Below are 25,584 nucleotides of genomic sequence, written 5' to 3' on the forward strand. Positions count from 1 at the left end.
AAATGACAGAAGAAGATAATTCGGAACGAAGTGAAGAGCGTAAGAGTGTCGCGATAGAGGGTAAACTTCCCCTAAAGGCGGTGGGAATTGAGAATCTAAAGGAGGCGAACCCACAACATATGCCTCCGCATCGTTATCTCCACCCTTGGTTTGCGAGACGTCCCACCCCGGGAGCAAGGCTTGCGGTTCTTGCTTCAGTCCTTCCAGCGGATGTTGAACCGGATCAGCTACTTAATTGGATGCAAATCGGCCCCTCCGAAGGAACAGGTGGAGAGAGCATAGTCGATTACGTTGCGAGAAAGAAAAGTCAAGAAGACGAACGAACTGGGACCCTACAGGATCATTATGGTTATCCACGCCCCTTCACACGCTCTCCAAGCAAAAACCAGCGCGAAGAGATTCATGACCTTCTCTTAGATCAGTGGGAAGGAGAACTCCCGACAATTCTTGACCCAACGGCTGGAGGTGGAGTTATTCCGTTTGAATCTCTCCGATATGATCTCCCAACTATTGCGAACGAATTGAATGCGGTTCCCTCTCTCATTCTCAAGACGATGAATGAGTACGCTCCAAAAGTTGGCTCATTAAAAAGTGACCTGAATAGGTGGAGCGACGAAATTGATAAAATCGCATCGGAACAGTTGAAGGAGTATTTCCCCAGTAAGAATGATCGGCAAACACCCTCTCACTATGCCTGTACTTATACGGTTACTTGTCCAGATTGTGGATTCGAGATACCGTTGGTGAAGAAGTGGTGGCTCCAGAAGCAGTCCGCAACGAAAGGTATCGCTGCTCGCCCGCAACTCAATCATGAAAATAAGAGTATTGAATATGATTGTGTTCGTCTCCCAGATGATATCGAAAAAAGCGAATTTGACCCTCAGAAGGGGCCATATTCACGAAGTGGGGCAGATTGTCTTAATTGTCCCGTAGTGTTGGAGTCTGATAATATACAAGAGGCATTCAAAGAGGGAGAATATCGGTCGACAATCTATGGCGTAAAATATGTCAGTGACTCTTCCAGCTCCGGATGGAGGGCACCAACGAAGATGGATCACGATGCCTGTAAAAAGGCTTCAAATCGGGTAGACACCGACTTTGCGCTTCAATCTCTCCTTTCTACTAAGAGATATGATGGAGACATTCATGAGCGTGCATTGATATATGGTGTTTCCGAATGGCGAGATGCCTTCACTGACCGCCAGCTGATCTCCCATTATCAGTATCTACAGGCATTTCGTGACGTGGAGGAACAAATCCGGCAGGAACACGACGAGATTGAAGCTAACGCTATCCTAACAATATTGTCATTAATATCAAGCAAGGCAATTGACCGGAATACACGTTTTGCACCTCTGGATACCGGAAAGGGCTACCCAGCGAATGCAGTTGGCGGAAAACAGTTTGGGTTGCAGTGGAGCTTTGTTGATAATAACCTGTGCGCTGGGAACCAGTCTTGGAAGGATAACTTCGAACGGGTACGTGACTCATATGAAGAAATGGTCACGTATCTTGAAGATATCGATAACCCAGACTCTACAGTATTGGTTGGGGACGCGGCAGAACTGGAGATTGAATCCGAGTCAATCCAAGCAGTGGTAATCGATCCGCCATATTATGATAGTATTATATATTCCGAAATGTCTGATATATTTTATGTGTGGTTGAAAGAATATCTCGGAGAATCCTTCCCGGAGATGTTCCCTGATGACCTCTCAAATAAAGAGGACGAGGCCGTTGCTAACGTTGCCGAGTATGATCATATTGCAGATGGTTCCAAATCCAAGAAGGATTTTGCAGCAGGCGATTATGAGGATAAAATGGCAGAAATATTTCAAGAACTGCATAGAGTATTGGAACCTGGCGGAGTTATGACTGTAATGTTTACTCACAAAGAGTCCAGTGCGTGGGATACTTTGACTAAGTCACTAATTCGATCTGGATTTACTGTCACCTCTACACACCCAATTACCAGTGAGATGCCACAAAGAACCGACACTCGTGGTGGAGGCTCTGCAGATAGTACGCTTTTGCTCACAGGGAGAAAGCCGATTGACTCATCTACTTCCACGGGCCAGAGGGCTCCTACCCTTTGGAGTGACGTTAGAGCTGATACAAGAACTGTTGCGAAGGAAGCAGCACGTGATCTACTCGATTCTGGCCTTTCACTCACTAAAACGGACGTAATTATCTCCGCTTTCGGACCGACTCTCAAAGTCTACGCCGATGCATACCCTGTTGTTGATGATCGAGATGAAGAAGTCCCTCCTCGTCGGGCTCTTGAAGAGGCGCGAGAGGCAGTAACTCGCGTCCTTGTTGAAGAGTATCTTGAGGGAGAAGGGCTCGGAGACTTGGACGACATTACAGAGTGGTATATCCTCTCTTGGCTGGTTCATGAATCCGACACCTTCCACTACGACGACGGCCACCAACTGGGTCTTGGCGTTGGTGTCGACATTGACGATATCAAGCGCTCTACGAAAATCTGGGGGAAGAAACGTGGCGACATACAGCTGAAAACCCACGAAGAGCGCGTCCAAGATATTACACTCCCACCCGAAGAGAGATCTAACAGGACGCCCGTTGATCCTGAAGCGCTGTCCTACACAATTGCCCTTGATGCAGTTCACGCCGCAATGCACGTTTACGAGAAACAGGGTGAGGACGTCGCAATTGATTGGCTCAAAGAACGCAACTTCGACACAGACGCGGGCTTCAAAGCAACGCTCAAAGCCCTCCTACAAGTTCTTCCGAAGAACAGTTCGGAATGGGAGGCTGCTCGCGACCTCGCATTAGGGAGAACCCATGACGCTCTTGGCCTCGAATTCACACCTACCGATTTCACTGCGGCCGCAGAAGATCGGCTTGAACAGAGCGAGCTTGGTGACCACGAATCTTGAAACTCCTCCAGCATGACTAATCTACGTGACCGCGAGTGGCAGTCCATCTACGAGAGCAAACCCGAGCAGGGACGCGCCCATCTCGTCAAGGACTTCTACGAGCCCGCATTGGAACGCAGCCAGCAATACGACCGGATCGCGGGCTACTTCTCCAGTACGGCACTCGCGGCTGCTGCCAACGGCATTCACGCCCTCGTCGAGAACGATGGTGAAATGCGCCTCATCGTCGGCACCGAACTCTACGAGTCTGACCGTCCGGTTCTAGAGACGCTCACCGACCGCCTCGAGGAAAACCTCGAGGACCTCGATGACGAACGCCTGGATGCGAACCTCCGTATTCTCGCGCGTCTCCTCCGCGAGGGCCGGATCCACATCAAGGTCGCCTATCCACGCTCTCCCTCTCACGACTGGGAGATCTTCCATCCGAAAGTTGGACTCTTCCACGATAGCGACGGAAACACGATTTCGTTCGAGGGCAGCGTCAATGAGACGGTCGGCGGCTGGGCTCGCAACTACGAGCGGTTCAAAGTCCACCGTTCGTGGGTTCCTGAACAGGCGGACTACGTCGCCGGCGACGAGGATACCTTCCAGCGACTGTGGAGTGATGAACACCCCTTCGTCGAAGTGTATGACCTCCCCGAGGCGATCGAAGAGGACATCATCGACTGGAAAGCCCCAGACACCGAGAGCGATCTCCAGGAAGCGATTCAGATCGCGAACGGTACAGCTCCGCCGACGGAGCGCGACAAAGCGAACATCATTCAGGATGGACCGCTCTCGCCCGGTGGGCTCGCACTGGCCGAGGAGGCGAGCACGATCACGCCGTGGCCGCATCAACGAGTCGTCTCGGACACACTCGTCAATACGTATCCACAGAGCTTCTTGCTGTGTGACGAGGTGGGACTCGGGAAGACGATCGAGGCCGGTCTTACACTCTCCCGGCTCGGACTCACCGGGGAGCTTGAAACCGGGTTGTTGCTGGTTCCGGCGAGTCTGCAGCGGCAGTGGCAGGAAGAGCTCTGGGAGAAGTTCAACATCAACGCCGTCCGATTCGACCGGGACACAGCGGGCGATCACGTATTCCGGGACGTCCGCGGTCGCGACCACTATCCACCATCGGCAACGGACCTCGACCTCACTGGGGAGCGCGAATGGGCGGACAGCCCCATCTGGCGGTTCCTCTACGAACAGCAGTCGACTGATGCCGATGCATCGTCGCCGCTGGATGGGCCGACGGTCGTCATTATGTCCTGGCACACGGCTCGTCTCGACGACCGGTGGGATCAGGTCGCTCCCTTAGACCGGGTATCCGACCGGTCTCGGAACGGCATCCCGGCAAGCTGTCGCGGACGCGACCACGATACGGAAGACCGGATGGGCGTGTGGGACGCCGTCATCGTCGACGAGGCGCACAACGCCCGGCGTGGCAGTAATTTCTACGCTCTTCTCGAACAGCTTCGCGATTATACGCACGCCTACTACCTCTTGACGGCTACCCCGATGCAATTGCACTCTGGCGAACTCTACGACCTGATGCAGTTGCTGGATCTTCCGGGTGGTTGGGATAACCGGGATACCTTCATGGAGTTCTTCGAAACCCGAGACGGGCTGTCGCGGGCCCTCAACGAGGTTCTCGACAACCCGAGTTCAGAGTCCGACAAAGCGGAGGCTTCCTGGGACACGCAAGCCACGCTCGATGGACTGGAACACCAAGATCGGCTCCCGACGGACCGACCATTCTCCTCAAAAGTCTTCCAGCACCTTGCAGACGAACTCGAGATCAATGAGGACGGACAGGACCGTGCCATCGCCAAAGAGCGTGTGCTGACCGCGTGCCGGCTCGCACGAGCCTATGGAGACGCCTACGACGGCTATCTCGACCATGTAGACGACGCGATGGCAGATTATGACATCGACCGCTTCGAGGCGAGCGAGGATACGAAACTCAAACGGCTCCTCTATCCTGAAGACGCCGACGAGTGGTTGATGGCGTCCCGCAGCGACCGACAGGACGCACTTGACGAACTTTCCCCAGGCGGTTGGCGAGTCATTCGCGATGTTCTCGCGGAGTCCACACCGGTCGACGCGCTCATCCACCGGAATACACGGGATACACTCCGGAAGTACGAGGCGGTCGGTCTCCTCGATACGACCGTTCCGAACCGGAATCCCGAACAACGGAAAATCGAACTCACCGAGGAGACACGGGCGGTCTACGACCAGATCGACGAGTACACACGTGAGTTCTACAAGCGAGCCCAGCAGACTGACGAAGCCCAAACACGCGCCATCGGGTTCGTGATGACCACGTATCGACAGCGACTCACGTCGAGTGTCTATGCGATCAGTCAGAGCCTGAAACACCGGCTTGAGACACTCCGGGCACAACGAACCGTGCTCGCCGGTCGGGAGCGCGCTCGTGACCGGGACTATGGTGATGCGGAGCAGGTTGTCCTCGAAACGCTACAAGACGCAGACCTCGACGACGGGGACGTTCTGGATGAACTCGACGCTAGTAGCGACGACCTGGACCTCTCTGAACTCATCCCGAGCGTGACTGAAGAGGGGAAACAGCTTATCGAGGAAGAAATCGAGGCCCTGGAAGCGTTCGTCAACGACTTAGACTTGGTTGATACAGACCCGAAAATTCAGCAGCTGTACAACGACCTCGACGAGCTGGACCGGGCTGGTCACAACCGGGTGATTGTCTTCACGCAGTACGCGGACACAATGGACTTCATCCGGGACAGTCTCGCGGACCTTCTTGGAGCAACAATCGCGACGTACTCCGGTCGTGGCGGCGAGCTGTACGACCCCGATTCTGAAACGTGGGAGCATGTCGGGAAAGAGCGCGTGAAGCGTGAATTCTCACGTGATGATGGGCAGGTCGATATCCTCGTCTGTACCGACTCCGCGAGTGAGGGGCTAAACCTCCAGGAGTGTGGGGCGCTCATCAACTACGACTTGCCGTGGAACCCGATGCGAGTTGAACAGCGTATCGGTCGGATCGACCGTATCGGCCAACGATTCGACGAGATTCGCATTCTCAACTACAGCTACGAGGATACGGTTGAGACGGACATCTACGATCGCCTTGACGACCGGATTGGCCTCTTCGAAAACGTCGTCGGTGAGATGCAACCCATACTCTCCGGCGTCAGCCAACAGATTCGGGATGCGACCTTGAACGCGGACAGCGCTGACGACCAGTCTGCGGTCGAATCAGCTGACCGCGAGTTCTCTGAAGAACTCGAAGAACGCGATCAGGGCGACCGCGTCGATGTCGGAGAGTCACTCGAGGACGTCGACGACCTCGTCGCTCAGGACGTCGTCGACGAAGCAAAACTTGATGCGTGGCAGTCCTACAGTCACCCAGATCTCGTCGATGTCGGCGAGGAGGAATACGAGTATCACCCCCCGTTCGAGACACCGAGTCTCCAGTCAGTGTTGGTCGATAACGATGCTCTTGCCGAGGCCGGTGTCGAATTCATCCCGGTTCACGAGATTGACTTCGAGTACGATGACGGGGACTTCGACTTTGCGGACAGTACATATCGCCTCTCAGTAGGTGACGCACCGATTGAGGTCCCAGCCGGGGATGGGGAACAGACGATTGCACAGGCTATTGCGACTGCTGATGATGAAGTCGCGGTGACGTTCTCGGCTGTGTGTGCTGACGAGTTCCCATCCGTTCAGCATCTTGCGCCAGGTCATCCACTTCTCGTGCAGCTCCTCACAGTACTGCAGGATGCGAGTGAGGATCCGTCGCGACTCCAACAGCGAATCGTAACTCGACCCGATCAAGACCAAGAGCCTGTCGTGTGTGCGTGGGGGCGGGACGGCGTGTTTACCCGGATTGCGGGCGATGGGACTGTGACTGAAAATGGATCGATGGATTCCCTCCCGACATGGTGTGATCAATTCCTCGATAACCGAGAGAAGTCAACAAAGCAGCCACAGTAGCTGGGTAGTTTTGTAAGCATGGACTTCCCAGATGAACCAATAGATGCCAAATACTGCTCTTGAAGCAAATCTCCGCGCTATCGGGGACGGTGCGAGACTGGAACAGTTAGCTGTTGACTTGCTTGATCGAGAAGGATACGACGTCGTTCAACCGCCGTGAGGGGTCCGGATGGTGGGAGAGATGCACTTTTTGAGAGTTCGGGGAAATCTGGCGTGCTCCATTAGCTATCTCTTTGTGGCTCCGATTAGATTCGGACAATATGCCGAAGCCGGATATTGAAGTCCTCGACGACGGCGACGCCTATCCATATTCGTCGCATATCAGCGTAGACGGTACAGAACTCCAGCTGGGCGATCTTCTTCTCGTGTTTGATTCTCCCGATGACAATAGTGTCAGTTTCTTCGAGCGTGTCTTTGGGTTCACTTGGCCGGGAATCATTACTCACGTCGTCGATGGGCCGGTTCCTGCTGAGTACCACAATTTCGAGGACTTTGCTGCGGATCTCGACAGCGGGAAGATCGCGGTCGCCAGCAAACGCGAACAAACGAGCTTCTTTGTCGACGAAGACACCGTCCGCACTATCACCCTCTACCGATACCAGTACCAGGGTGGGTGGCAGCCGATCCTGATTAATGAGCGACGAAATCCACTTGAGGACACTCCTCTCGCCCAATCTGTAGCTCTTTGCGATGACGGTGAGCAGGTGATCGAAGAACTACTCCTGACAAACTCTCCAGAGGGAGAGCAGGAGTTTGAGCACATTCAGGAGTTCCTTGTGTCTGCTGGCTATCGGTCTGAATTGATCCCAGCTGTTAATGAAGTCCTCGAAAACTGATGAATTCTTTTGGAATCAACAAATGGTCGGGATAGAAACGCTTGCTACCGTAGGCTTAGGCCTAGATGCTGCTGGTGCCCTAATGGTCGTCCTTCCTGAGTTCGAACAATTTCGGGCATACAAAACACCTGAGGATGAAATCCAACAAATCGAACAGGGCCGAGTAACTCTCCTGAGCGAAGGGAAACTGACCTCGGATGATTCTGGATTTGAGGCCGTATGTGAGGCACTCGACGGGCGAGTCGAGGTACATGGCCCAATAAAGGAGATCGTCGTCGTAAGCCTGGAGGACGAGCCCGACGCTGTCGAAGTTCGATATCACACCGATGGGGACGCGATTCACGCTCGCGACGGACGAATCTCTCGAACACTCGTCGATCGATATATCGAACGCCACGTTCACCAGCTTGAACAACGGGCCCGCGAGTGGTATCTTCGGGCTGGCAGTTCTCTCCTCTTATTCGGCTTCTTGCTCCAGATTGCTGCGTCTCTCTTGTGACATCTGCTCTCGATAGCGTCGGAAGTGTGCGCGGTGGTCGGGTTACCGTTCTAGTGCTTCTCTGAGGTCACTTCCAAGAGAGCCAAAGATTTCGTCGAACTCCTCAGGTTGGTCCTCTGCAAATGTTCGGAGTTCCTCTCGCGATGTGATCCCGTATTCGAGCGCGAGGTAATCCTTGGTCGCCGCCCCGATTCGAGGGAGTTCGGCGAGATCATCCTTGTATTCCAGCTGATGCGCTTTCAACCATTCGTGAGACTGTTCTAGGGCTTCCTCGGGGGTTAACGACTGATCAGGTCCCGCTTCGATTGAACGGCCTTTCCGATACCAGGCGTTCCGCTCTGCTTCTGGTGCGTTGCACGCGATCGTAGTACTCCCGTCCGGCGCCGGACTGATGGTAAGGTTGAATCGCCCGGCCGAAACCCACCGAATCCGGTTTGAGGACGCCTCTACGAGGTCCCATCCAGTGAACGAGTCCTTTGGATTCAGTTGCTGTAGCGGGCCTGTATCACCGAATGCACTCCCCGACGAGAAGCCATCGAGATGGTTCGTCGCGATACTGGAGACGACATCGCGGTCCACACCGGTATCTTTGGAGATATCGATCGGATCCGCTGTCCCCAGGAGGTCGTCGACCGTTGTGTATCCTGCGTCAGCAAACGCCACGAGCCGGTCACGATTCATTAGATCCTCGTGATGCAGCTGGTCATCAATCCCTGTTTCCTTGAGGTGGTGAAGATACTCTTGGGCGACCGAGTCCTCGAAGCGGACGTTCCCTGCTTCTATTCTGTTCGCTTTGAGCGCTTCAATGAGTGCTGAAAGGGAGTATGAGGATTTGAACAGCGGATTCCACTCTTCCTCGTCATCGTCAAATACCTCTATCTCGGTTTCTGGTTTGAAGTAGATGGGTCGATTGGCGTTGGCAAATTCAAGAAGTGAGACTGACACCATTCTTACTGATGGTTGACTGACTCTCGGATTAAATAGATGTACCTCTCAAGCGAGGGGCACAACAGGGGTATTATTCTATAGGTGGGCTGCTAAACTGCGACAACTAGTATGCCGTTCTTGGCCCTCCACGACGGTACCGAGGTCATCCCGAATCAGGTACAGAAAGGGGATCTCCTCGAGTGCCCGAAGTGCGGCGATCAATTGAAAATTCGCGACTCCCATCGCCGGAAGGGGTCGTTCGTCGCGCGGCATTTCTACCACGCTGCTGAAGAGGAGACGGACTGTGGCGGTGAATCTCCACCTCATTTGCGGATGAAGTCGATCGCGTATTCGAAGCTCACGACCGAGTATCCCGACGCTACAATAGGACTAGAACAGCAGCTGGGTGACCGGCGTGCCGATATTCTCGTTGAGTTTCCACAGCCTCGGTTCCCTGAGGGCCGTGGCATCGGCGTCGAAGTACAGCACAAACACGAGGACAAGGATGTCGACGCAGTAACCGCTGAGTATTTTGCTACAGAGTACAGCGTCCTCTGGTTGGGAGAAGAGGACTTCTCCGGATTCAACGTCGATCTCTCTGGCATTCTCCCGACCTGGCCTCACGCGGTCCAACACGACTTCAGCGACGGGTATCATGGCGTCATCCACTGGCTCCGACAATCAAAGCCAGCCAATCCCTCGATGGACATCGTCCTGCCGCGAGAATATCTAGCTGAACACAGCGAGGGACTTCGTCGAGCATGGGAGTACGGGAAGTTCGATCAGGGAGGGCAATCGGACTGGAACGATCTCGGATTCTGGTGGTTGAGTGCCTCGTATGACCCGTACCAGAAGTGGTTCAAACTCACCGAAACGCCTGACGGGCGGACGATGCTTCAGCTCGGGAAGCAGGTCCGCGGTACTGAACACGTGCTCGCTCCAGTTCAGACTGAACACTCTCGGAATCGGGGGAAGGTTCACAGCTTGGCTTACGAGGTTGATTCAGCAGATACCTCCGCTGGCGAATGGGCAGATATCGAAAAGGCATGGCTGGAAACCGGATTGCAGAGCACTTCGGTTATCTTCAAGCTCGTTGTAACTCCGAGCGGGGAGCTCGCTCTTTCGCTGGGAAAGTACAAGGAACACAGCGACGATGGCGAGTTCATTACCGTCTCTACCGAGTTCCAGCGTAATCTCAAAGAGAGCCTCCACGAACTGGCTAACCTTCTGGGGTGACCTGACTCGGCCCGGAAACCCGCCCACAACGGTAAATGGACGGACTACAAACAGCAGTCAATAATGTCGGACGAGGCTGACGATTTGTATGATAAGTACATCGACTACGATGGCAGAGATCTCGATACCCGGAATGTCGGTGATGGGAAGGTAGTTCGGCCGATTACGGCCGAGAATTTCGAGATGGAGAAACGGACTCTGGGAGAGGTCCTCACCGATCAGAAGTTCAACGTACCAGAGTACCAGCGACTGTACTCGTGGAAGAACATCCACCACGAACAGTATTGGTCGGACATCGAGCAGTTCGTGAATGCCGACCTGGTCGCTGACCGACGCGAAGTGTCGGACGTGTTCTTCAGCTCGATGTACTTCGCGGTCAACGACGACAAACAGGTGTACGAGGTCATCGACGGCCAACAGCGCCTGACGACGACACACCTGCTGTTGCGCGTCCTTATGGAGCATCTTGAGGACGTCGACCCAGCTTCTATCGAGGACGATACCCTGGCGGAGTTTCGGGACTACGGGATCGGACGAATCACCGATATCCTCTATGTGGAGGAGATGTTCGGCAAACGTGAGCCTCGGCTCACGCTGAACAAACACGACGCTGAATTTTTCAAAGCCCTCATGATGGGACCCTCCGCCCAGGTGGACTACCTCAAGAACGAGGCCGACTTCAGCATTCACGGGAACAACAGCGATGCAGTACAAGTCTCGGAATGTCTGGACCGGTTCGGTACCACGGACGATGAACTCGCGGACTTGGATACTGACTCGCTGTCCTCAGGGGCGTTCTTCAAACTGTACCGCTCACACCGGCGGTTGTTGAACGCTTACGAGTTCTACGACGAGAAGATTAGCGGCGTCGTCGCCGACGCCGAGACGCCGGACGAGACTGTGCGAGCGCTCGTGAATATCCTTAACTACGTCTACAACTCCTACCACGTCGGGGAGTACCTGATTCGAGAGGCGGAGTCGGACTTCCGGATGCAGATCTTCGAGATTTTGAACGACCGCGGCGTCGATCTGACGAAGATCGACCGTATCAGGGCAGCGGTCGTGAACGCGTTCTTCGATACCGACGTGAAAGACGAGTACGTCGACAAGTGGGAGGACATCGTGGTGGCGTTCGCAACCGATGGTGATGCCATCGACGACTACCTCTCGATCTATCTGAGTATCGTCGACGATGGCATCGACAGGATTGGTGACGCGAGCGCCGAACTGACCAACGCCTTCGACACGCGGAACATCGACTCGGATGTCGTCCCGCGGCTTCGGAATCTCGATGAAGCGAAGGCGTTCCTCGACTACGCGCACGACCTCGTCGACTACTATCAAGATATCACGACCACGGAGCTCGCCGCTGACGACCTTGAGTTAGCCAGTCACCGAGAGCAGTGTCGGGAAATCCTTGTTCGCCTCAATAACCAACAGATGGACCAGTGGCGGCCATTCGTCCTGGCGCTCTACTATCACACCAATCCTGAATCGGAACGGGATGCAGCACAGTTCCACCGCGTACTAGAGACCATCGAGAAACTCAACCTGCGACGCCTCCTCATCTCTGAACGACCGAGTATTTTCCGCGAGGTCTTCATCGAGGCCGTCGAGGAGTTCAATCTCGCACCAACTGCCGAAGCCACTCCAGATAGTGTATACGAGGCTTCTCGAGAGTACCTCATCACCGAGATGCGTTCCTCTACGCCGACGCTGTTCGGCGACCGGTTCGTCGATACGGTCGTCCAGACGCAGTCCTGGAGTACCGGAACGGCGCGACTGCTCTTCGGGAAGATCGCCCAGGATCACTTCGACGACAGTAGTCGTGCCGTCGAGCGAGATCTGAACATGGGGAACATCCATCTCGAACACGTCCTCCCGCAGACACCCGTCAGCGACCCGGAAGACCCGACGTGGCTTCGGGAGTTTTTCAAACTCGACTCGGAGCCGGACATCGAGATCGCGTCAGAGATCGAACGCTATATCGAGCTGGTGCAGCGCTCTGATCTCGACGAAGAGGAGGAGCGACTGAAAGACAATATCTCGGAGTTCATCACGCAGGGGTTCATCGACGATATCGGGAACTTCCTCCTGCTCCGTGACACCGATAATATCGGGGCGAGTAATCGGCCACTCGCCGAGAAGATGACGCAGTACTACTCCGAGATCGACGGTTTCGCCAGTATCTACCCCAATCGGTATTTCACGGCCGAATACGGCAACGTCGATCGCGACTCCCTCGACAAACTCCGTGAGCAGCACGATGGCGGTGACGTTTCGAATGTGGACGCCGATGTAGTGGCGTATTTCAACTCCTTCTGGACCTACGAGACTCTGCAGGATCGACGAATCGAGCTCCTCTTGGATATTCTGTCGACGCTTGGGTTCGATTCGTTTGAGGACGAGTTCGGGATTGAATCCGACCAAGATGAGGTACGCCACGAAATTCGAGAGAAGACGGACCAAGAGTTTGAGAAACGTCTGTCCGTCCGATCGCTTTAACCCCTCTGAGAAGTCGGTTTTGCGAGTTCCTGTCGAAGCCTTCTCAGCTGACTATCCTATCCAGCTTTGCCATCCGCACAGAAGGTACGACCTCCTTTGACGAAACGAAAGGAACGAATGAAACGAATGGAATGAAGTAAACGAGGTTGATGAATTGAATTATCCAAACGAACTGGTTTGTCTCTGGTTGGCCTTTAGCAGAAACGAACAAAACGAACAGAACGAATTGAGTGATAGAAATGAACGAAATTAGTTCAACGAGCGAAACGAACAGTTGGTTTTAACATCGTAGTAATCCTCTCACCGAGTGAAACACCCTCACCGAACGCACCGAACTAAACGACTAAAACGAACGAAACGAACACAACGAGAGAAACGAAGATAATGACCGACACCAATACCGCACGAATCACGGTGGCGAATCAGAAGGGAGGCGCGGGGAAGACAACCGACGTCATTCATACTGGCGGCGCACTCGCCGCCCGAGGTCACGACGTCCTCCTGGTCGACATCGACTACCACGGAGGACTCACGTGCTCGCTTGGCTACAACGATCTGTACTACGATACCGACCGTACGACGCTGTTCGACGTCCTCGACTTCGACCAGATGGAGTCGGTGAACGACATCATCGTCGAGCACGAGGAATTCGACATCCTTCCCGCCAGCGAGAAACTCGCGAACAACAAGAACATCCAGACGCTGCTTGAGGCGCCGAAGAGTCGCGAGCGGTTGGAGATGACTCTCGACGAACTCGAGAAGGACTACGACTACATCATCGTCGACACGCCGCCATCCCTGAACGTCCTCACCGACAACGCCCTCGTCGCAACCGGCAACGTCGTCATCCCCGTCATTCCCGAGAAGCTCAACGCCAACAGCCTCCAGATTTTCGCAAAGCAGCTGAGTTCCCTTGAACAGGCGTACGGAGACATCAATCGGCTCGCGATTGTCTGTAACCGCGTCGAGCAGAACGCTGAACACCGCGACACCATCGAGGAGATCAAGTCGGCGTACTCCCTCCCGGTGTTCGAGATCCCGAAGCGGACCGACCTCTCCCAGTCGATCGGCGAGGGGGTGTCCGTCTTCGGCTTCGGCAAGGAGAACCAGCGCGTCGAGGATGCACGCGACCTGTTCAACGAGATTGCCGACCTGTTCGACGAGACGTTCGAGAAGACTGCGCCTGAGGAGGTGAAAGCATGAGCGACGGCTGGGGTGATGCTTCCGGCATCGAGGGCAACTACGAAGAGGAGGACGATGAGGTCGATTCCAGCGAAACGAGCGAGGTGAGTGAAACGGTGGAAACCAGTTCATCGACCGAAACGACCGAATCGACTTCAACGAGTGAAACGAACGAAACGAGCAAAACGAAGACGAACATCAAGGACGAGTGGAATGGGCGGACGATCTACATTCCCGACGATGTCCTCGACGAGATGGAGGATACCTACCTCGAGTCCCAGCTAAAGCTCCGCAAGGCGGGCCAGGACGAGTTCAAGAAGAACCGCCACTTCTACCCACTACTCGTCCAGTTCGGTGTTGAGGCGCTCTCTGAGGCGGATGCCGAGGACATCAAGGCTCGGCTTTCGGAACTCGGCGACGAATGACCTCGCGCAGAGCGAGGCGCGACTGAAGTTGAGACTGGGATTCTCAATGCATGGAGCATGCTGCACAGTTTGATCTATTAATTTGATGTACTCTCGGTTTCAACCACGGGACTGAGAAACGACTGCTACTGGGGCCATGACTCTGTCTACAGCATTCAGGGACTATTGCCTGGAGACCTCCGCAACCTTAACCGTGAGCGGCGCATGTTCTCAAGTCATGGCGATCACTACCGAATTCGTCCTCAGTTCGCCCGCCCTCCCACTCGTCAGTATCACCGAGCGATTACAACCGAACGAAATCGAGTGTGTGCACGCGCTCTGCCTCCAATCAGACGTTCGGATGTTCATCGTTCAGATCGATCCCGACGACGACGTCGCTGAAGCAGAACTCGCGGCGCTCGACGAAATCGACGAGACCACCGTACTCGGAGAAACGAGTGAAAAAGCCGTTTACAAGCTCGTTGTCGATGTCGATGAGTCTATCTCTGCGGCGTTCGATCCCGAACGCTTCGACGGAGCGCCCATCAAACCAACAACTATCACGCCAGAGGGGTGGCATGAACGGAAGGTGTTCACGGACTTCGAGGCCTTCACCGAGTTCCGGACCAGTTGTGAGAACCACGGAATCTCGTTCGACCTGCTCTCTATGACTCCCGACCCATCACAATCCGAGAACCTGTCACAGGATGAGCTAACTGATCGGCAACGAGAGGCGCTCACGATCGCGGTTTCCCGGGGATACTACGAGGACCCCCGCCAGGTCACAGCTGAAGAACTCGCTGAGGAACTTGGAATCTCTCAACCGTCGCTGTCGAGTCTCCTCCGCCGAGGGGAGCGACAACTCATTTCCTCTTCCCTTGGTTCTCAGGTTCAACTGAACACGATAACCAGATAATCACAACGCTTCTAGGCGAACTCTGGCGGCTTTCCTGTCTGGGTGACGGCGGGCTTCTGGTACTATTTAAATACGCTATCTCGATAGCATCAGCCATATTCCGTCTGTGGGCGGACTATAATCTGTAATGAGAGCAGCAGTCTATGGCGGCCCAGGCGACATCCGTCTCGAAGATCGCCCCGAACCTGAGATCGACAACTCAACGGATGCAGTCATTCGTATCACTCACACTGCGGTTTGCGGATCGGACCTCTGGTTCTACCGCGGCGACGACGAACCCGAGACTGGATCACGAGTCGGACACGAACCGATGGGGATCGTCGAGGAGGTCGGCGACGACGTCCGGAACGTTGAACCCGGTGACCGCGTCTTCGCTCCATTCGCGATCAGCTGTGGCGAGTGTGAATTTTGCCGAAAGGGGACCCAGACCGCCTGTACTAACGGTGGCTTCTGGGGTCCAGAAGGAGAGGTTGGTGGTGCGCAAGCCGAGAAACTCCACGTCCCACAGGCGAATGGCACGCTGGTCCGCGTCCCCGACCGGTACGCCGATAATGAAGAGGTTCTCGAAGCGTTACTCCCACTGACGGACGTGATGGGGACGGGCCATCACGCCGCCGTCTGTGCGGATGTCGGGGCTGGTGACACGGCCGTTGTTATCGGCGACGGCGCTGTCGGTCTCTGTGGCGTCATCGCCTCCAAACGGCTCGGTACCGAGCGCATTATCGCAGTTGGCCACCACGAGGACCGCCTCGAACTCGCCGAAGAACTCGGCGCGACAGATACTGTCGCCAGTACCGGTCAGGCGGCTATCGAGGAGATTCAGGAACTCACACACGGCGGCGCGAATCACGTCCTCGAATGCGTTGGCGCTGAATCCTCGCTGGAGACTGCCGCTGCCGTCGTCCGCCCGGGCGGCAACATCGGGTACGTCGGCGTTCCTCACATCGACGATCCGTCGTTCCTCGAACCGTTGTTCTTCAGCAACGCTTCCTTCACTGGTGGCCCTGCGCCGACCCGGGCGTATGCCGAGGAACTTATGGAGGACGTCCTTCAGGGTACCCTCGACCCGTCGCCCATTTTCACGAGGACCGTTGACCTCAACGGCGTTTCCGAGGGCTACGAGGCGATGGACGAGAGAGAGGCGATCAAGGTCCTGGTGAAAGTTAACGAGTGAAAATTCAGAAGCAGAATTATCACCCTCTTCATTTTCTGGTTGGTACCGTATTTTAGACTAACCGGGACTTAAACAGCCTTTCTGGATAGCATTGAACCCAAGGCCTTCTCGATCCTGGTTTCAGTAGCTATGTCGGAAGACTCAGAATCCGCGTTTGATGGAGAGGTCTGGTTCATTACGGGCGCGAGCCGTGGCATGGGTGCTGAATTCGCTACGGCCGCCCTCGATGCGGGACGTGCAGTCGTCGCTACCGGCCGAGATACCGACGACGTGGCCGAGGCCGTCGGTGAGTGGGACGACCTGCTGGTCGCGGAGCTGGACGTCACAAAGCCTGCTGACGCCGAGTCGGCAACACAGGCTGCGATGGACCGGTTTGGCAGAATCGACGTGCTGGTCAACAACGCAGGCATCTCCTACAAGGGCTTCTTCGAGGAGATGACGATAGACGAGATCAAACATCAGCTGGAAGTGAATCTCTTTGGGCAGATGTACGTCACTCGCGCTGTCCTCCCGGTCATGCGCGACCAGCGTTCGGGACACATCATCTCGATTTCGTCGGGCGCGGGACTGTCCGGGTTCGCGTTCAGTTCGGCCTATGCTACCTCGAAGTTCGGGGTCGAAGGGTGGATGGACGCACTGCACGACGAGATCGAACACTTTGGTATCGATACGACCGTCGTCAATCCAGGGTTTTTCCGCACGACCCTCACGTCCGAGGAATCGATGCCCTTCACCGACCCCGCAATCGACGACTACGACGAGCGCCGGGCGGAGCAAATCGAGTGGTGGAAGGATCAGGGCGGTCAGCAACCGAACGATCCGGCCAAGCTCGCCAACGCGCTCGTCGAGATCGCCAGCGAGGAAGAGCCCCCACGACGATTCGTCGCCGGTGCTGACGCCGTCGAACTCGCGAAGGAGAAGGCCGCTCGACTGCGCGAAGAGGCCGAAGCATACCCCGACCTCTCGACGTCGATGGGGTACGACGATGCGTAGGCGGGACTTTGGACCGGGTCCACTCATGGGACCAGTCGTCGAAGCACGGTCGAACGATAGAGCGAATGAGTGAGGATATTCACAGTGACGACGACTGAGCACCCTGTGGCGCACGAAGCGGCGCTGGACTCCCTTCGAGGATGGCTCATCGTTGCACTCGGCGTCTGTATGCTCACATTGATCTGGGGGACTGTCTTCACGTTCACTGTCTACGCCGACAGACTCGCGGCTACGTTCGCCCTCACTGCCGTTCAGGTCTCTTCGGTCTTCTCGATCACCAGTGCAGCCCTCCTCGCTGTCGGCGGCCTCTTCGGCGTGTTCGCTGCTCGGTTCACACTTCGGCCAGTGTTCGCGCTCGTCGCTGTCGGACTCGCCGGGAGTATCGCGCTCCTGCAGATTGCTGACTCATTTGCCAGCGTCGTCCTCGCGTTCGCGGTGCTCGGGACCGCCGGAGGAACAGCCTTCACGATTATCATCTCGCTCGCGCCGCAGTGGTTCGACGACTACCAGGGCCTTGCGATGAGCATCACGATGACGGGCGTCGGCCTCGGGCCTCTCGTCATGCCACAGGCATGGCTCTGGCTGTTCGAGCGGACGAGCTTTCAGACTGGCTTCGCGGCCGTGGTCGGTCTCACCGCAGTGTTCGTGGGTGCGTCGAGTCTCGTGTACCGGCGACCGCCGGGGACTGCACAGGATTCGGACCCTGTCAATCCCGAGTGGGTCCGTCGACGACTCAGCGACCGGCGCTTTCTGAGCACGGCAGTCGGATTCCCACTCGTCTTCACGTGGTTCTACGTCCTCTCTGCACACCTCGTCGACATCCTCACCGCGAACAGTATCGGGATGGGCGTTGCCGCCGCCGGTATTAGTATCATCGGCGGTGTCAGCGTCGTCACCCGAATCGCGGGTGGGTACGTCGGCGATCGCGTCGGTCTGCAACCGACGTTTCTCGCGAGTGCCGGACTCGCTGGCGTGTGCGCGCTTGTACTTCCATTCGTTCACTCGACCGTGTTCGCCTATGCTGCGCTCCTCGGTTTCGGGATCGCGCTCGGTCCGCTCGCCACACTTTGGTCGCCAATCATTCTCACTGCGTTTGGACAGGAGAACGCGACCGCCACGGTCGGCCTGCTCAACGTTTCCACGGCGGTCTTCGCGCTCGTCGCACCGACCGGGGCCAGTGTGCTCCATCGCGTAACCGGCGGGTGGGTCGTTCCCCTCGTTGCTCTCGGCATCGTGACGATCCTCGGGTTAGGCTTCTTCTACACCGGGACTAGCCAGGCCCGAGTATAACGGTCAGCCGATTGTCCGTATTTAAATGGGCTGTGAGAATAGCATCGGACACAAGGTGCCGAGTGCCCTCGTCTGAACACGAAGCATGAACGTTACCAACGTTCCGTCGTCGGACACCGAAGAATCGGACCACTCGGTACAGGTCGGGTCACCCCTCCTCTCGGAAGGAGTCGAGAGCGCCTTCGACGGTGTCACCGTCCGCTCTGCGGAGGTCACCTTCCGTCCGGGCGAGCGAACCAAGTTCCACGCCCACGCCGGCGTCCAGATCCTCTACGTCACCGACGGCGTCGGAATGGTCGGCACCCGCGACGAGGAGCGCGAGGTCTCGGCGTGCGATCTGGTCGTCTTCGAACCCGGCGAAGAACACTGGCACGGGACCGCCGAGGACGCCGACTCGGCGTTCAGCCACGTGTTCTTTCTCGCCGAACCGGACAACGGCGAACTGGATATCCAGGAGGCACCCTAAATGGAGTACACTACGCTCGGGTCCACTGGGATGGAAGTCAGCGAGATCTGTATCGGTTGCCTGAACTTCGGGTCGGGTCTCCGAGACGGCTGGGACAGTACCGTCGGCGAGGAGAAGAGCATCGAGATCATCGAGCGGGCGATCGACCTCGGGATCAACTACTTCGACACGGCCAACGTGTACTCGCAGGGCGAGAGCGAAGAGATCCTCGGGACGGCCCTCGAAGGATACGACCGGGACGAACTCGTCGTTGCGACGAAAGTCCACGGCGAGATGGGAGACGGACCGAACCGAGGCGGTCTCTCCCGGAAATCCATCGAACAGGAACTCCAGCACTCGCTGGATCGACTGGGGGTGGACACGATCGACCTGTACCAGATCCACCGCTGGGATCACGACACCCCGATCGAACAGACGCTGCGGTCCCTCGACGACCTCGTCCGACAAAATCGAGTCCGCTACATCGGCGCGTCGTCGATGTGGGCCCACCAGTTTCAGGAGGCGCTTCACGTGAGCGACCGCCTCGGCCTGGAACGCTTCGCGACGATGCAGAACCACTACAACCCCGCCTATCGCGAAGAGGAGCGGGAGATGCTACCGTTGTGTGAGAACGAGGGCATCGGCGTCGTCCCCTGGAGTCCGCTCGCCCGGGGTTTCCTCGCGTATCCTCATGACGAGGACGAACTGGCCCGCGACGACGAGGCTGTCAGTCCGCGTCCGTACCGAGAGGGCGGCGGCATCGAGATCAACGAGCGGGTGCAGGAACTCGCCGAGCAGAAGACCGTGACGATGGCACAGATTGCGCTCGCCTGGCACCTTCACAAGGACTGGGTCACCGCGCCCATCGTGGGCGTCGAAACCGTCGAGCACGTCGAGGAAGCCGTCGAAGCCACCGAGATCGAACTCTCGGAGTCGGACGTGGAGTACCTCGAAGAACCGTACGAGACGGTCTGGATCTCTGGTCACGAATGAATGACCCAGAACGTCTATCGCCACTGAACTCTGAGACCAAGCCATGACGATCAGAATCGATCTCTTCTTGCGTTCGCTCTCGCTTCCGTTAGTCAGCGTCGTCCGGTCCTTACAACTCGACGAACTAGAGTACGTCCACCGCGGACGGATCGAGGAAGGCCGTCAACTGTTCATTGTCCAGATCGATGAGACCGCCGATGTCCCTCAGTGTGCCCTCGCGGAGGTCGACGAAGTTGCGGAGGCAACGGCACTCGGACAGGCAGGCGGCAAGGAGATCTACAAGTGTATCGTCGATCTCGATGACTTGTTCCAGCGAATGTACGACGCCAACCTCGATGGAGCGCCGCTCGAACCTCCCGTCGTCAGGCCCGACGGCTGGTACGAGACGAAGATATTCAAGAACTACAGCACGCTGAGCGAGTTCCAGTCAGTCTGCCGGGAGAACAATATCGAGGTCGAACTCCACTCGATCACGTCTGGTCACGCCGGGTCCGAGGACTCTCCGGCGTACGGTCTGACCGAACGCCAACACGAGGCCCTGACCCTTGCACTGTCACGCGGCTACTACGAGAGCCCCCGTCGCACGTCTACCGAAGCACTCGCCGACGAACTCGACATCTCCCAGCCGTCGATGTCTGACCTCCTCCGGCGGGCCGAGCACCAAATCTTGTCCTCGACGCTCGGTTCGCAAACGCGAGTCGAGATGCCCTCTTCGTAGCGGGCTTCAATCAATGAATACCACACACGTGGCGGTGCTAGTACATAAATACACTATCTACACAGCACCAACACCAAGCCGTGGAACACCCGATATGAACTCGTTCCCATGGAATACACGACTCTCGGATCGACCGGCATGGAGGTCAGTCGTATCTGTCTCGGTGGCATGAGCTTCGGAAAGAACGGAGAAGAATGGACACTCGACGAGGAGGGGAGTCGCGAGATCATCGAGCGAGCGATCGATCTTGGGATCAATTTCTTCGACACTGCCAACGTCTACTCGCAAGGCGAAAGCGAGGAGATCATAGGGAATGTCCTCGCCGACTACGACCGTGATGAGCAGGTTGTCGCCACGAAGGTCTTCTTTCCGCCGTACAGCGATTCGCTTGAAGAAGGTGCACACCCGAACACGTCCGGTCTTTCTCGAAAGACCATCGAACAGGAACTCCAGCACTCGCTGGACCGGCTGGGAATGGATACGGTCGATTTGTATCAGATTCACCGGTGGGATTACGACACACCAATCGAGCAGACACTGCGAGCGCTTGACGACGTGGTCCGTCGCCACCAGGTCCGATACATTGGTGCCTCGTCGATGTGGGCACACCAGTTCCAGAAGGCGTTGCATACCAGCGATCGTCTCGGACTCGAACGGTTCCAGACGATGCAGAACCACTATGCGCTGGCATATCGCGAGGAAGAACGCGAGATGCTACCGCTCTGTGACAAGGAAGATATCGGTGTCATCCCGTGGTCGCCACTCGCACACGGCTACCTCACACGTCCCCACGAGGAGATGGAGGCGACCACGCGCGGTGAGACACACGACCCGCTCTACGCCCATCCCTATCGGGAAGGCGGCGGTATCGAAATAAACGAACGCGTACAGGAACTTGCCGACGAGAAAGACGTAACGATGGCACAGATTGCGCTGGCGTGGCACTTCCACAAGGACATCGTGGACGCACCTATCGTCGGAACCACCAGTGTTGAGCACCTCGAACAGGCCGTCGAAGCACTGGACATCAGTCTCTCGGACTCGGATATCGAGTATCTTGAAGAACCCTACGAACCCGTGCCAGTCACTACCCACGAGTAGCAGGTAAAAGCAGCTGGCCCCCGATACTGAAAGGTCTTTGACGTTCCAGCGGATTCCGACCTGTTGTTGAAACAAACACCCGTAACAGTCCAATCTCACTAACCAGATGGTAGCAACACTGTCGTCCTGCCGTGAAATTTTCCGACGTATTGCACAGACATCGTATTACCAGTGGCCCACCTACTCCCACACCCCACTATACAACCGAAGCTCAACCGCTGGTCTCGCTGAAGATGTCCGGATCCTCGCCAGCGTTTGGTTCGAACATGAAGAGCATAATTCCGTGGAAGAGTTCGTCTATTACTGGCCATTAGATTATGCTGAATTTGACGAGCACGACCGCTATACGGGAGAGACGGACTACAACATGGAACGACTATTTCGAGTGTTTATCCTCAAGGAACTTTACGGCTGGGAGCACGAAACCATGCTCCTCACCTACCTCAAACAATGTCCCTCCCGCTATGACCGGTTTGGTTTTGAGACATTGCCCGACCAGTCGACGCTGTGGCGCAGCTGGCACGAGCGCTTCACGGGTGAGCTACGTAAAACGGTCGAGACAGCTGCTCAAACGATCCTAATCAATGCACGGAACGCAGGTGTGAGCGTTTCGCGTGAGCCGAAGCGGACGCTCCCCCAGCGAGGCGACAGTGCCGGAGACTCCACTCTGAACGAACAGACCGTACTGGACCAGGCAGAGAAGATCACTGCCCACCTCGGCCGCGTCGTCTTCCCGGCGTTCTCGTTGGATCGTGGTGAGGGCTGTGAGATCCACGAAAATGCCTACTGGGACCTACAGACGTATCTCGGACTCCGCGAAAACCTGGCCGCCAACGAAGGCGCTCGCAGCTTCATATACGAGTCGACCCGCGACCGGACGCCGTTGGGTCATGCACACCGCGAGCATCTTCGTGACCTGTCGATCGCGCAGATTCGCGAGATGTACCGACAGGCGGTGAATCGACTGCTGGACGAGGTCGCGGAGACGGAGGAGTTCTTCCGAGCCGGAATCGTCGCAATCGACATCACCGAAGCTGATCCCTTCACGGGCGATAGGACGGACCACGAGGACGAGATTATCGGGACGAAGGAGAAGAACGACGAGTACGCCTACCAGTGGGCGACAGTCCAGCTGGTCGGCAACGCTGTCCCACTCGTGCTCGATGCGCGACCAGTTCGACGAGGCGAGTCACGTAAGGAGATTGTTGAAGATCTGCTTGACTCTGCAGAGGAACTCGTTCACGTCGATAACGTCCTGATGGACAGGGAGTTCGACAGTCAGCACGTCCTGGAGATGATCAGCCAGCGCGGGCTCTCCTACGTCGTCCCAAAGCGGATGCAGACCAGCGAGAAAGCCCAAGCCAAGCGCCTTCTCAAGCGAGGGAAAGATCGCTACGAGACTGATCGAAAACTGCACTTGGGCGACAACGAGTGGCACTCGACGACGCTGATCTACCGTCGGAAAGAGAACTCCGAACACGACGACCACCGGCAATATTCGGTGTTCATGACGAACCGAGGAAGTGGCCTTCTCACTGAGTATGGCTATCGGTGGGAGATCGAGAGCGGCTACAAGTCGATTAAACGATTCATGGCGGCGACGACCTCGAAGAATTTTGGACTGCGATTCTTCTACTTCGCGTTCGCCTGTTTGCTGTACTCGATCTGGCGAGCGGTCGATCTACTCGTGCAGGTTGAGTTGAACGGTGAGTATGAACACTCGCCGATCGTGACGGCTGATAACACGCTGACGCTGGTGAAGAAGGAAACCGGAATCGGATAGTAATGGGGCTCTCCCCGTGGTAGCGCAGCGTCTGAGTGGCAACGCTGTCGGACGTCTCCGAAATTCGCGTATATGGTTGTAAGTTCAACAAGACAGGCCGTTTGGTGAGCAATCTGAGTTAGTCTCCACTAATTGAATCGGCCGAAACCACGCATCACAGGCCCGCTAAACCCGCCATAGTCTCAACTTCCCATGGACACAAAATGATATAGCGACATATGATTTATAAAGTCGCCATTTGCTAAATTTCGCGGAATAGGGGCGTTTAGACGGTGCGATAAGGAAATTCGAACGGAAATTCAATTGGTCCTGATTACGCCGGTAATCACGAATACTTTGAAGTACCCCGCCGCCGTCGGTGAAGCACGGATGCTGCAACCCCCTCACGACGGCGCTTCCCCCAGGGTAGAGGACCCGAGACTGGGCCCGCAGGACGGTGGAGGGCCGGTGAATGCCTGACCGAGCGCTTTCGACGCCGCTCGACGACAGCTTCGAGCGCTACCTCCAAGACAAGGGGAAAGGCCGCGGCGGCGACGGTGGGAACTATCGACGTAACGCTGCACGCGAGCTCGAACGATTCGCCGAGTGGGCCGCCGGCGACCGCGGCGCCGACGACTGGACCGGGATCGTCCCCGACGACGTCGACCGGGAGCCGACCTTTGACGATCTCGACGAACGCGTGTTCCGGGAGTACGCCCGACATCTCGGTGGTGACCGTGGCCTCAAGCAGAACACCGTCCAAACCTATTACCGCTATATCTCTGCGTGGTGTGGCTGGTGCGTCAACGAGGGATATCTCGAGGCGCATTACGCACAGCGGGCCAGTGCGATGGCGCCGCTGCCGGAGGACGACGGCCGCAAGCCCGGCGACCAGCAGGCCTGGACGTCCGAACAGCGCCACGCCCTCACCCGCCACGTCGACGAACGGGCCCGCGACGCCGTCGAGGCGTATACGACACTTCCAGAGGATACTGACCTCCTCGACAAGCAGCGAGGACGCTACGCGGCGCTGAAGGCGGCTCGTGACCGGGCGCTGGTGTTCGTTCTCGCGTACACCGCCGTCCGCGTCGGCGAACTCCTCCGGGACCCGAATGACCCCCGCCGGCGCGGCGTCCGCTGGGAGGATCTCTCCCTCGACGACGGGAGTATGGACGTCTACCGGAAGAAACAGCAGTGGGACGCCGCCAGTCTCCCCGATCCGGTGATTTCTCCGTTGCGGAGCTACCGTCAGCTGGTGGACCCGCCGACGGACCGCTGGCCGGTGTTTCCGACGTTCGACCAACGGACGCTCGCAGAGCTCGTCCGGGAAGAGCTAGCCGAACGAGGGGAACACCCAGAAGTAATCGACGAGCGACGTGAGGCACACGCCCGGGACCTCTTGCTGGCGCTCGATGAGAATATTCGGCCGCCGTCGATCACGACGGACGGCGCACGGTCGATTCTCCAACGACTCTCGGAGGCCGCGGAGATCGACATCGACCATCCGAAACACGATTATCTTGCTCCGCACGGTGGCCGTCGTGGCATGGGCGAGGTTCTGGTCCGGGCATTCGGATATACTGTGGCGGCCCGATATCTCGATAATTCTGAGGAGATGGTTCGTGAGCGGTACTCGCATATCGAGGCTGGTGAGTTAGGTGATGTCGCTACTGAGGCCCTCGAGGAGATCGATAGTGTACCGCAGTAACTTATTTCGAGTGAGAGGGGTAGACCGTCGCG

At 56.6% G+C, this 25,584-nt stretch carries 19 protein-coding genes; 18 read left to right on the plus strand and 1 reads right to left on the minus strand.

From position 1 onward, the window contains the following. Window positions 1–2: 2 nt before the first annotated feature. The 4 genes from HZS55_RS14065 to HZS55_RS14080 all read left to right on the plus strand — a co-directional run bounded on the left by HZS55_RS14065 (window position 3) and on the right by HZS55_RS14080 (window position 8,198). Window positions 3–2,900 carry a DUF1156 domain-containing protein gene (locus HZS55_RS14065; RefSeq protein ID WP_179908256.1) on the plus strand — a complete coding sequence of 966 codons (2,898 nt, stop codon included), beginning with the start codon at window positions 3–5 and terminating at the stop codon, window positions 2,898–2,900. Window positions 2,901–2,912: 12 nt separating this feature from the next. Then, the gene (locus tag HZS55_RS14070) at window positions 2,913–6,863 is read left to right on the plus strand and encodes a helicase-related protein (RefSeq protein WP_179908257.1); all 3,951 of its coding nucleotides are present in this window, start codon (window positions 2,913–2,915) and stop codon (window positions 6,861–6,863) included. A 260-nt stretch (window positions 6,864–7,123) separates the two neighbouring features. Next, on the plus strand, window positions 7,124–7,699 hold the full coding sequence (locus tag HZS55_RS14075; protein ID WP_179908258.1) for a hypothetical protein: 576 nt from the start codon (window positions 7,124–7,126) through the stop codon (window positions 7,697–7,699). A 22-nt stretch (window positions 7,700–7,721) separates the two neighbouring features. Continuing rightward, window positions 7,722–8,198, plus strand: coding sequence for a hypothetical protein (locus HZS55_RS14080; protein WP_179908259.1), 477 nt, complete (start codon window positions 7,722–7,724; stop codon window positions 8,196–8,198). A gap of 42 nt (window positions 8,199–8,240) precedes the next feature. On the opposite strand, the gene HZS55_RS14085 is transcribed toward HZS55_RS14080, so the two are convergent. Continuing rightward, window positions 8,241–9,146: a hypothetical protein gene (locus HZS55_RS14085; protein WP_179908260.1), complete on the minus strand. Its 906-nt coding sequence runs from the start codon at window positions 9,144–9,146 to the stop codon at window positions 8,241–8,243. A 108-nt stretch (window positions 9,147–9,254) separates the two neighbouring features. On the opposite strand from HZS55_RS14085, the gene HZS55_RS14090 reads away from it, so the two are divergent. From HZS55_RS14090 to HZS55_RS14155, 14 genes are all read left to right on the plus strand, one after another. Then, window positions 9,255–10,361 carry a competence protein CoiA family protein gene (locus tag HZS55_RS14090; RefSeq protein WP_218927223.1) on the plus strand — a complete coding sequence of 369 codons (1,107 nt, stop codon included), beginning with the start codon at window positions 9,255–9,257 and terminating at the stop codon, window positions 10,359–10,361. Between the two features lie 63 nt (window positions 10,362–10,424). Beyond that, window positions 10,425–12,866, plus strand: a complete 2,442-nt coding sequence (locus HZS55_RS14095; RefSeq protein ID WP_179908261.1) for a DUF262 domain-containing protein — start codon at window positions 10,425–10,427, stop codon at window positions 12,864–12,866. Between the two features lie 384 nt (window positions 12,867–13,250). Then, window positions 13,251–14,069, plus strand: coding sequence for a ParA family protein (locus HZS55_RS14100; RefSeq protein WP_179908262.1), 819 nt, complete (start codon window positions 13,251–13,253; stop codon window positions 14,067–14,069). Further along, entirely contained in the window at window positions 14,066–14,473 is a 408-nt protein-coding gene (locus HZS55_RS14105) for a hypothetical protein (RefSeq protein WP_179908263.1), read from the plus strand. The genes HZS55_RS14100 and HZS55_RS14105 overlap by 4 nt, the downstream gene beginning before the upstream one ends. Window positions 14,474–14,690: 217 nt before the next feature. Next, window positions 14,691–15,368: a helix-turn-helix domain-containing protein gene (locus HZS55_RS14110; protein ID WP_179908264.1), complete on the plus strand. Its 678-nt coding sequence runs from the start codon at window positions 14,691–14,693 to the stop codon at window positions 15,366–15,368. Between the two features lie 127 nt (window positions 15,369–15,495). Continuing rightward, entirely contained in the window at window positions 15,496–16,542 is a 1,047-nt protein-coding gene (locus HZS55_RS14115; protein WP_179908265.1) for a zinc-dependent alcohol dehydrogenase family protein, read from the plus strand. A gap of 129 nt (window positions 16,543–16,671) precedes the next feature. Then, a complete protein-coding gene (locus HZS55_RS14120) occupies window positions 16,672–17,535 on the plus strand; it encodes an SDR family NAD(P)-dependent oxidoreductase (RefSeq protein WP_179908266.1) in 864 nt (287 codons plus the stop codon). A gap of 84 nt (window positions 17,536–17,619) precedes the next feature. Beyond that, the gene (locus HZS55_RS14125; protein WP_179908267.1) at window positions 17,620–18,825 is read left to right on the plus strand and encodes an MFS transporter; all 1,206 of its coding nucleotides are present in this window, start codon (window positions 17,620–17,622) and stop codon (window positions 18,823–18,825) included. An 85-nt stretch (window positions 18,826–18,910) separates the two neighbouring features. Next, entirely contained in the window at window positions 18,911–19,291 is a 381-nt protein-coding gene (locus HZS55_RS14130) for a cupin domain-containing protein (RefSeq protein WP_179908268.1), read from the plus strand. Continuing rightward, entirely contained in the window at window positions 19,292–20,263 is a 972-nt protein-coding gene (locus HZS55_RS14135) for an aldo/keto reductase (protein WP_179908269.1), read from the plus strand. Window positions 20,264–20,306: 43 nt separating this feature from the next. Continuing rightward, window positions 20,307–20,981 carry a helix-turn-helix domain-containing protein gene (locus HZS55_RS14140; protein ID WP_179908270.1) on the plus strand — a complete coding sequence of 225 codons (675 nt, stop codon included), beginning with the start codon at window positions 20,307–20,309 and terminating at the stop codon, window positions 20,979–20,981. A gap of 108 nt (window positions 20,982–21,089) precedes the next feature. Continuing rightward, window positions 21,090–22,082 (plus strand): aldo/keto reductase, encoded by a 993-nt coding sequence (locus HZS55_RS14145; protein ID WP_179908271.1) that lies wholly within the window; start codon window positions 21,090–21,092, stop codon window positions 22,080–22,082. Between the two features lie 106 nt (window positions 22,083–22,188). Then, complete coding sequence (locus HZS55_RS14150) at window positions 22,189–23,865, plus strand: transposase (RefSeq protein WP_179908272.1); 1,677 nt, start codon at window positions 22,189–22,191, stop codon at window positions 23,863–23,865. A gap of 451 nt (window positions 23,866–24,316) precedes the next feature. Next, on the plus strand, window positions 24,317–25,552 hold the full coding sequence (locus HZS55_RS14155) for a phage integrase SAM-like domain-containing protein (RefSeq protein WP_179908273.1): 1,236 nt from the start codon (window positions 24,317–24,319) through the stop codon (window positions 25,550–25,552). Window positions 25,553–25,584: the final 32 nt, after the last annotated feature.

The organism is Halosimplex rubrum, from assembly GCF_013415885.1.
Classification (GTDB): domain Archaea; phylum Halobacteriota; class Halobacteria; order Halobacteriales; family Haloarculaceae; genus Halosimplex; species Halosimplex rubrum.

What these genes read in the sequence shown, in the direction of transcription:
- HZS55_RS14140 (WP_179908270.1), top strand. Translation starts at nt 20,307, where the DNA reads ATGACGATCAGAATCGATCTCTTCTTGCGTTCGCTCTCGCTTCCGTTA.
- HZS55_RS14150 (WP_179908272.1), top strand. Translation starts at nt 22,189, where the DNA reads ATGGTAGCAACACTGTCGTCCTGCCGTGAAATTTTCCGACGTATTGCA.
- HZS55_RS14095 (WP_179908261.1), top strand. Translation starts at nt 10,425, where the DNA reads ATGTCGGACGAGGCTGACGATTTGTATGATAAGTACATCGACTACGAT.
- HZS55_RS14145 (WP_179908271.1), top strand. Translation starts at nt 21,090, where the DNA reads ATGGAATACACGACTCTCGGATCGACCGGCATGGAGGTCAGTCGTATC.
- HZS55_RS14130 (WP_179908268.1), top strand. Translation starts at nt 18,911, where the DNA reads ATGAACGTTACCAACGTTCCGTCGTCGGACACCGAAGAATCGGACCAC.
- HZS55_RS14085 (WP_179908260.1), bottom strand. Translation starts at nt 9,146, where the DNA reads ATGGTGTCAGTCTCACTTCTTGAATTTGCCAACGCCAATCGACCCATC.
- HZS55_RS14115 (WP_179908265.1), top strand. Translation starts at nt 15,496, where the DNA reads ATGAGAGCAGCAGTCTATGGCGGCCCAGGCGACATCCGTCTCGAAGAT.
- HZS55_RS14100 (WP_179908262.1), top strand. Translation starts at nt 13,251, where the DNA reads ATGACCGACACCAATACCGCACGAATCACGGTGGCGAATCAGAAGGGA.
- HZS55_RS14105 (WP_179908263.1), top strand. Translation starts at nt 14,066, where the DNA reads ATGAGCGACGGCTGGGGTGATGCTTCCGGCATCGAGGGCAACTACGAA.
- HZS55_RS14075 (WP_179908258.1), top strand. Translation starts at nt 7,124, where the DNA reads ATGCCGAAGCCGGATATTGAAGTCCTCGACGACGGCGACGCCTATCCA.
- HZS55_RS14120 (WP_179908266.1), top strand. Translation starts at nt 16,672, where the DNA reads ATGTCGGAAGACTCAGAATCCGCGTTTGATGGAGAGGTCTGGTTCATT.
- HZS55_RS14080 (WP_179908259.1), top strand. Translation starts at nt 7,722, where the DNA reads ATGGTCGGGATAGAAACGCTTGCTACCGTAGGCTTAGGCCTAGATGCT.
- HZS55_RS14110 (WP_179908264.1), top strand. Translation starts at nt 14,691, where the DNA reads ATGGCGATCACTACCGAATTCGTCCTCAGTTCGCCCGCCCTCCCACTC.
- HZS55_RS14070 (WP_179908257.1), top strand. Translation starts at nt 2,913, where the DNA reads ATGACTAATCTACGTGACCGCGAGTGGCAGTCCATCTACGAGAGCAAA.
- HZS55_RS14155 (WP_179908273.1), top strand. Translation starts at nt 24,317, where the DNA reads ATGCCTGACCGAGCGCTTTCGACGCCGCTCGACGACAGCTTCGAGCGC.
- HZS55_RS14090 (WP_218927223.1), top strand. Translation starts at nt 9,255, where the DNA reads ATGCCGTTCTTGGCCCTCCACGACGGTACCGAGGTCATCCCGAATCAG.
- HZS55_RS14135 (WP_179908269.1), top strand. Translation starts at nt 19,292, where the DNA reads ATGGAGTACACTACGCTCGGGTCCACTGGGATGGAAGTCAGCGAGATC.
- HZS55_RS14065 (WP_179908256.1), top strand. Translation starts at nt 3, where the DNA reads ATGACAGAAGAAGATAATTCGGAACGAAGTGAAGAGCGTAAGAGTGTC.